The sequence below is a fragment of the Kitasatospora sp. NPDC004745 genome (assembly GCF_042873275.1).
Lineage (GTDB): Bacteria > Actinomycetota > Actinomycetes > Streptomycetales > Streptomycetaceae > Kitasatospora.
Genome location: NZ_JBIALK010000022.1, coordinates 161,520 through 168,184 on the forward strand (window position 1 = coordinate 161,520; position 6,665 = coordinate 168,184).

Here is a 6,665-nt window from a genome sequence, read left to right on the forward strand (position 1 = left end):
CGGCCCGGAGGGCGGTGGGTGATGAGCGGCGGACCGACGGGACTGTCCGAGGAGTGGCTCGGCCGGATGCACCGGGTGCTGACCGGCCACGTCGAGGGCGGCGGGGTGCCCGGCCTGGTGGCCGCCGTCGCCCGGGACGGCGACGAACACGTGGAGGTCCTGGGCCACCACGACCTCGCCGGCACCACCCCGATGCGCCGGGACACCCTTCCGGATCGCCTCGATGAGCAAACCGGTCACCGCGGTGGCCGCCCTCACCCTCGTCGAGGAGTGCGTGCTGCGGCTCGACGACCCGGTCGACGACCTGCTGCCCGAGCTGGCCGACCGCCGGGTGCTGCGCCGCCCGGACGGCGCGCTCGACGACACCGAGCCCGCCGCGCGGCCGATCACCCTGCGCGACCTGCTCACCTTCCGGCTCGGCCACGGCCTCGCCATGCTCCCGCCCACCGCCCCGATCGTCGGGGCCCTGGCCGAGCGCGGGGTCAACGTCCGGGCGCCCCGGGCCGACCAGCCGGAGCCGGACGAGTTCCTGCGCCGGCTCGGAGAGTTGCCCCTGCTCCACCAGCCCGGCGCCGGCTGGCTCTACCACACCGGCTCGGCCGTCCTCGGCGTCCTGCTCGCCCGGGCCTGCGGGCGACCGCTCGGCGAGGTGCTGCGCGAGCGCGTCCTCGACCCGCTCGGCATGCGGGACACCGGCTTCGTCGTCCCGGCCGACCAGCTCCACCGGCTGCCCGTCGAATACCTGTACGACCCCGCCGGCGGGCGGCTCGTCCCCTACGACGGCGCCACCGGCGACAGCGCCTGGGCCCGCCCCGCGGCGTTCCCGGACGGCGGCGCCGACCTGGTCTCCACCCTGGACGACTACCTGGCCTTCGCCCGGATGCTGCTCGGCGGCGGCAGCCACCGCGGCGTGCGGGTGCTCTCCCGGCCGACCGTCGAGCTGATGACCACCGACCAGCTCACCCCCGCCCAACTGGCCGCCTCCGGACCGCTGCTCGGCCGGGAGGACCTCACCGGCTGGGGCTTCGGCGTCTCCGTCACCACCGCCCGGACCGGCCTCGCCGCCCCCGGCCGCTACGGCTGGGACGGCGGCCTCGGCACGGTCTGGTTCAACGATCCGGCCGAGCGGCTGACCGGGGTGCTGCTCACCCAGCGGATGTTCGAGTCCGCCACGCCGCCGGCGATCGCGCGCGACTTCGAGACGGCGGCGTACCAGGCCCTGGCGGGGTGACGGGCGGGGCGTCCCCGCGGCCCGGGTGACGGGTGGTCGCCGGGAGCGGGCGGGGGCGTGGCCCGGGTCCGGGTGGCCGGGCGGGGCGGGCGCCGGACCGGGCGGGCTCAGGTGGTGAGCGCGGCCTCGTCGGCGTCCGGCAGCCAGTCCCGGGCCGGGTCGTACTCCAGCCACCTGCTGCGCCCGGCCTCGGCGGCGAACGCCCGGAGCAGCGGCTCCAGCAGGGCGTCGGGGCCGGCGCCGCCGCCGTCCTCGCGCCAGAGCAGCGACCACGCGTAGAGCGGCGTCGGGCCGGCCAGCGGCACCGTCCGCACCCCCGGCCGGCCCGGGCCGGGGTGCGCCTCCGGCAGCGGGCAGTCGGCCGGGACGAGCGAGAAGCAGCCGGGGTCGGTGCGGATCCGCTCGACGAAGTGCTCCGGGCCCAGGTTGGTCGAACCGATCCGCCCGGCGATGCCGAAGCGGTCGGCGAAACGGGTCAGGAAGTCCAGCCGGTCCACCGCGGCCGGGAAGCGCAGCACGCCGTCGCGCAGGTCCGCCGGGCTCAGCACCTCCCGGTCGGCCAGCGGGTGGTCGGTGCTCAGCAGGGCGTCCACCGGCTCCAACCGGACCAGTCGGTGCGTCAACCCGGCGTCGCCGCCGTCCGGCAGGGCGTGCACCCGGCCGAACCCGGCGTCCGACTCCCCGCGCAGCACCGCCGCCGCGACCGACGGCAGGTCCCGGCCCGGCACCGGCTCCACCTCCAGCCCCGGCACCCCGCCCAGCGCCTGCGCGACCGTCCGCATCGGCGCGAACAGGTGCCCCCACACGTCGATCCGCAGCGGCCGCCGGGCACCCCCCACCGCCGCCACCGCGCGCTCGCCCTGCTCCAGCACCCGCCGGGCCGGTCCGAGGAACCGCCGCCCCGCTTCCGTCAGCGCCACCCCGCGGGCGTCCCGCTCCAGCAGCCGGACCCCGAGCACCCCCTCCAGCCGGGCCACCCGCTTCGAGAGCGCCTGCTGGGTGATGCCCGACCGCCCGGCCGCCCGGCCGAAGTGCAACTCCTCCGCGGCCGTCACGAACGCCCGCACCTGCGCGAGATCGAGATCCATGACCGGCCAGCCTATGCCGCGCGGACCCCCGCCGGGCGGGCGCGGCCGGAGCCCGCCCCCGGGCCCGTCCCCGACGCGCCCGCCCCCGGGCCCGTCCCCGACGCCCGTGCGGGCCCGCCGGGCCCGGCAGCACAACCGGCGGTTGTCGCCGCCGCCCCCTCGTTGTTGGACCGGCCCCCGGCGGGCGCGGTGAGCTGGGGCCGTTCCCGGGCCACCAGGGCCCGGGCGGCCGTGGAGGGAAGAGCGCGATGAGGGCACTGCTGGGCACCGGGCGGCGGGACGTACCGGTCGGCTTCGCCGAGGTGGACCAGCCGAAGCCGGGGCCGGGGGAGGCCCTGGTGAAGGTCGAGGCGTTCTCGGTGAACCGCGGCGAGACCTTCCAGCTGGAGGCCCCCCGGCCCGGTTGGCGGCCCGGGAAGGACGTCGCCGGGCTGGTCGTCCAGGCGGCCGCCGACGGATCGGGCCCGGCCGTCTGCCGGCGGGTGGTCGGCCACCCGCCGGCCGGGGGCTGGGCCGAGTACGTGGCCGTCCCGACCTCCTCGCTCGCCGAACTGCCCGACACCCTGGACACCGTCCGCGCCGCCGCACTGCCGCTCGCGGGTCTCACCGCGCTGCGCCTGCTCCGCACCGCGGGCCCGCTGGCCGGCCGCCGGGTGCTGCTGACCGGCGCCTCCGGCGGTGTCGGCCACTACGTCACCGAGCTGGCCGCCGCCGCGGGCGCCGAACTGACCGCGGTCACCGCGTCCCCGGAGCGCGGCCGCCGGCTGGCCGAGCTGGGCGCGGCCGAGGTGGTGCACGAGGTCGCGGCGGCGCGCGGCCCGTACGACCTGGTGCTGGAGTCCACCGGCGGGGCCGCCCTGCCGGTGGCGCTCGCCCGGCTGGCCCGGCGCGGCACGCTGATCTGGTTCGGCCAGGCCTCCAGGACGCCCGCCACGCTCGACTTCTTCGACTTCTTCGCCGGCCCGGAGTCCGCCACCCTGCGGCACTTCCACTACGCCGACTCCGACGCCCCCGACGGCGAGGACCTCGCCACCCTGGTGCGCCTGGCGGCGGGCGGCCGGCTGACCCCGGAGCTCGGCCGGGTCGCGCCCTGGGAGGAGACCGCCGCCGTCCTCACCGACCTGCGCGAGCGCCGGATCCGCGGCAAGGCCGTGCTGACCGTCGGCTGAGCCCCGGCGCGGCCGCCGGGCGTTCCGCCCCTTCACCCGGCCGTCGACCCCTGCCCTTCCACCCCGCCCGTCCCACGCCGCCGGAAGCGAGCCCGCGATGACCGTCACGCCCGACACCGCCGATGCCACCGACACCCCTGATGCCGCTGACACCCCCCATGCCGCCGACACCCCCGACCTCTCCTTCCTGGACGCCCCCGGCCTGACGGCCGCCTTCGTCGAGGAGACCCGCCCGCGCGCCCACGGCGCCGGCCTCGACCCGTACGAGTACGCCCGGGTGACCGCCGCCCTGACCTCCCTGCACGACTGGCCCTCGGCCTGCCGCGCCGCCGGCCGGCGGCACGCCGAGGCCGCCGGCCGGGCCGAGGCCGAGGGCCGGACCGTCACCGCCGGCACCGGCTACCGGGCGGCCGCCCGCTGGTTCCACTTCGCCTGCCTGCTGCCGCACCCCGACCGGGCCGCCGCCGCCCGCGCCGCCACCGAGGCCGACGAGGCGATGCGGCGGGCGCTGGCCCTCCTCGAACCGGACGCGCGACGCGTCGAGGGCGAGGGCTTCGCGGGCTGGCTGCGCCGCCCCCGGGCGGCTGTCGCGGGCGGCCTCCCGGTGGTGCTGGTGGTGCCGGGGACGGACTCCGGCAAGGAGGAGTTCCACGCCGTCGCCGAGGCCCTGCTGGCCCGTGGCCTCGCCGTCCTCGCGATCGACGGCCCGGGGCAGGGGGTCCTCGCCGCCGTCAGCACCCAGGAGCCGGACTACCACCGGATCGTCGCCCGCGCCCTGGACGCCCTCGACGCGGACGCGGGCCTGGACCTGGACCGGGTCGCCGTGATCGGTCTCAGCCTGGGCGGCCACCACGCCGCGAAGGCCGCCGCCCACGAGCCCCGGGTCCGGGCCGCCGCCCTGGTCAGCGGCCCGTACCGGCTGGACTGGGACGGCCTCGTCCCGTTCGTCACCGCGACCCTCGCCCAGCGCTGCGGCGGCCTCGACGCCGCGCGCGCCTTCGCCCGCCGGATCGACCTGACCGCGCTCGCCCCGACGATCACCACCCCGCTGCTGGTCGTCGAGGGCGGCCAGGACGGCATCCCCGGCGTCACCCCCGCGACGGCCCTCGCCGAGCACGCCCCCGACGCCGAACTGCTGCTCGTCCCGCACGGCAACCACCTGCTCGGCACCGCCCTCGCCGACTGGCTCCCGGCCACCGCCGACTGGCTCGCCACCCGCCTCGCCGCCGACGGGACGCCCGGCGACCGCGGCTGACGACCCGCGGCCGACGAGCGCGAGGGGACGCCGTCGGCCGCGCGGCGCCCGGCCCGGACGAGGAAGCCGCGCGGCGATGCACCGCTTATGCCGAAGTCACGGGAGAACGGGCCGAGTCGCGTCGGCTCCGCACGCTATCCGGCCCGTTGTGGTGCCGATTCCCCTGTCATCAAAAGGGAGGTGGGGAAAGGTTCGTTCCGCTATCGTCGTCGACGAGGCCCGTCAGCACGCCTCATTCCTCCCGCCGGGCACACCATTCGAACCCATTTCCTCGCAGCTGCGGAGCAGTTCATGAAGATGGAAGCGCGCAAGATGGCGCTTGACAAGGCCTACAAGCGACGCGGCCGTTACGACATCCCTGACTGGCAGCGGGACGAGGTCTGGCCACTGGCCCGCAAGCAGCTCCTCATCGATTCGATCCTGAACGGGTGGAAGCTCCCCAAGTTCTACTTCGCCAAGACGTCGAACGACCCGGACGAATTCGACGTGGTCGACGGCCAGCAGCGGCTGGCGGCCATCTGGGAGTTCTTCGAGGGCACGCTGCGGCTCTCCGAGGAGTCGGCGGCGGAGTTCGGCGGTGCGACCTATCACGAGCTCCCGGACGTCGTCACCGACCGGTTCGACGATTTCGAGATCGAGTACGACGAGATCACGGAAGCCAGCGACGACGACATCCAGGAGTTCTTCCAGCGGCTCCAGGGCGGCATGATCCTGACCGCCGCCGAGAAGCTGAACGCCGTCAACAGCGGGATGACGAAGTTCGCCCGCAAGCTCGCCAAGCACCCCTTCTTCACCGAGAAGGTCGCCATTCGTGACACTCGGAAGGCGTACTTCGACATCGCCTCCAAGGTGGTCGCCGTCGAGATCGAGGGGCTCGAGGCACGCCTGCGGTACGACGACCTGAAGCGGCTCGCCGAGTCCCAGGCGAGTTTCTCCGAGAATTCCAATGTCGCGCTCCGCATCGTCGCCACGCTCGACTACCTGAACCGCGCCTTTCCCGGTCAGAGTTCGGTCCTGCGGAACAGGAGCACCATCCAGTCGTTCATCACCCTGACGACGCGGCTGGTGGCCGCCGGCCGCGCGGACGGGATGGAGGTCGGCCTCTGCAAGTTCTTCGAGGGATTCGGAGCCGACCTCTCCCGGCAGAACGAACTGGGGACGAGGGCGACCGACCGCTCGTTCCTCGAGTTCCAGCGCACCCTCTCGGCGAACGTCAAGTCGGGGCCCGGGGACCGCCACGTGATCCTGCTCCGCAAATTGATGCTCTCGAACTCCTCCTGGGTGGAGGCGCTCGGGCCGGAGAACATCGCGGCCAGCGGGATCTCCGTGGAGATCGAGCGGCTGGGGCGGCGGGTGCAGGACCTCGTGGCGGCACGGAACGACGAGTACGCCGCCAAGAACGGATCCGACCTCTTCAAGATCACCAACAAGACCTCCGCCGGGCTGGCGCGCTGCCGCGACGTGGTGACGGACTTCAAGAGCTACTCGAACTTCATCGGGGACCTCTACTTCCTCTTCCGGGAGGGCCCCGGCCAGCGCCTCGCCGGGAACGTCCCGCCGTCCTTCGAGGACGTCAACCTGCTGCGCACGGGCCTCCAGCACGACGTGGACCACGGCAAGGCGGGCGCGGTGGCGGGCAAGCGCATCAAGATCGGCCAGACCTTCGCCAAGTACTCCGGCGGGGAGACCGCACCGTCCACGCTGGACCCGACGCACTTCCCGATGGTGCAGGCGGCGCTGCTGAGGGAGATCGCGGCGGATCTCGCCGGGCTGGCCGTCTGACGTCGGCCCCGCGGTGGGGGGCCCGGGGGCCCGGGCCCCCCCCCCGGGGCCGGGGCCCCCGCACCGCCCCCCCACCCCCCCCGGGGGGGGGGGGGGGGGGCGGCGGGCGGGCCCCCCCCGCGGTCGCTCCACGGCCGGGC

The 6,665-nt window shown here is 75.8% G+C and carries 5 protein-coding genes; 4 read left to right on the plus strand and 1 reads right to left on the minus strand.

What is annotated here, in order from left to right; translation table 11 throughout:
* Window positions 1-223 precede the first annotated feature (223 nt).
* Window positions 224-1,231 (plus strand): serine hydrolase domain-containing protein, encoded by a 1,008-nt coding sequence (locus ACFYUY_RS29795; RefSeq protein ID WP_387905192.1) that lies wholly within the window; start codon window positions 224-226, stop codon window positions 1,229-1,231.
* Window positions 1,232-1,338: 107 nt separating this feature from the next.
* Here the strand turns inward: ACFYUY_RS29795 and ACFYUY_RS29800 are convergent, their stop codons facing one another.
* Entirely contained in the window at window positions 1,339-2,319 is a 981-nt protein-coding gene (locus tag ACFYUY_RS29800) for a LysR family transcriptional regulator (protein WP_360213128.1), read from the minus strand.
* Window positions 2,320-2,567: 248 nt separating this feature from the next.
* Between ACFYUY_RS29800 and ACFYUY_RS29805 the strand changes: the two genes are divergently transcribed.
* From ACFYUY_RS29805 to ACFYUY_RS29815, 3 genes are all read left to right on the plus strand, one after another.
* Window positions 2,568-3,488, plus strand: coding sequence for a zinc-binding dehydrogenase (locus tag ACFYUY_RS29805; protein WP_360213126.1), 921 nt, complete (start codon window positions 2,568-2,570; stop codon window positions 3,486-3,488).
* A 97-nt stretch (window positions 3,489-3,585) separates the two neighbouring features.
* On the plus strand, window positions 3,586-4,743 hold the full coding sequence (locus ACFYUY_RS29810) for an alpha/beta hydrolase family protein (protein ID WP_387905194.1): 1,158 nt from the start codon (window positions 3,586-3,588) through the stop codon (window positions 4,741-4,743).
* A 291-nt stretch (window positions 4,744-5,034) separates the two neighbouring features.
* Window positions 5,035-6,525, plus strand: coding sequence for a DUF262 domain-containing protein (locus tag ACFYUY_RS29815; RefSeq protein WP_387905196.1), 1,491 nt, complete (start codon window positions 5,035-5,037; stop codon window positions 6,523-6,525).
* Window positions 6,526-6,665 lie beyond the last annotated feature (140 nt).

What these genes read in the sequence shown, in the direction of transcription:
- ACFYUY_RS29795 (WP_387905192.1), top strand. Translation starts at nt 224, where the DNA reads ATGAGCAAACCGGTCACCGCGGTGGCCGCCCTCACCCTCGTCGAGGAG.
- ACFYUY_RS29800 (WP_360213128.1), bottom strand. Translation starts at nt 2,319, where the DNA reads ATGGATCTCGATCTCGCGCAGGTGCGGGCGTTCGTGACGGCCGCGGAG.
- ACFYUY_RS29805 (WP_360213126.1), top strand. Translation starts at nt 2,568, where the DNA reads ATGAGGGCACTGCTGGGCACCGGGCGGCGGGACGTACCGGTCGGCTTC.
- ACFYUY_RS29810 (WP_387905194.1), top strand. Translation starts at nt 3,586, where the DNA reads ATGACCGTCACGCCCGACACCGCCGATGCCACCGACACCCCTGATGCC.
- ACFYUY_RS29815 (WP_387905196.1), top strand. Translation starts at nt 5,035, where the DNA reads ATGAAGATGGAAGCGCGCAAGATGGCGCTTGACAAGGCCTACAAGCGA.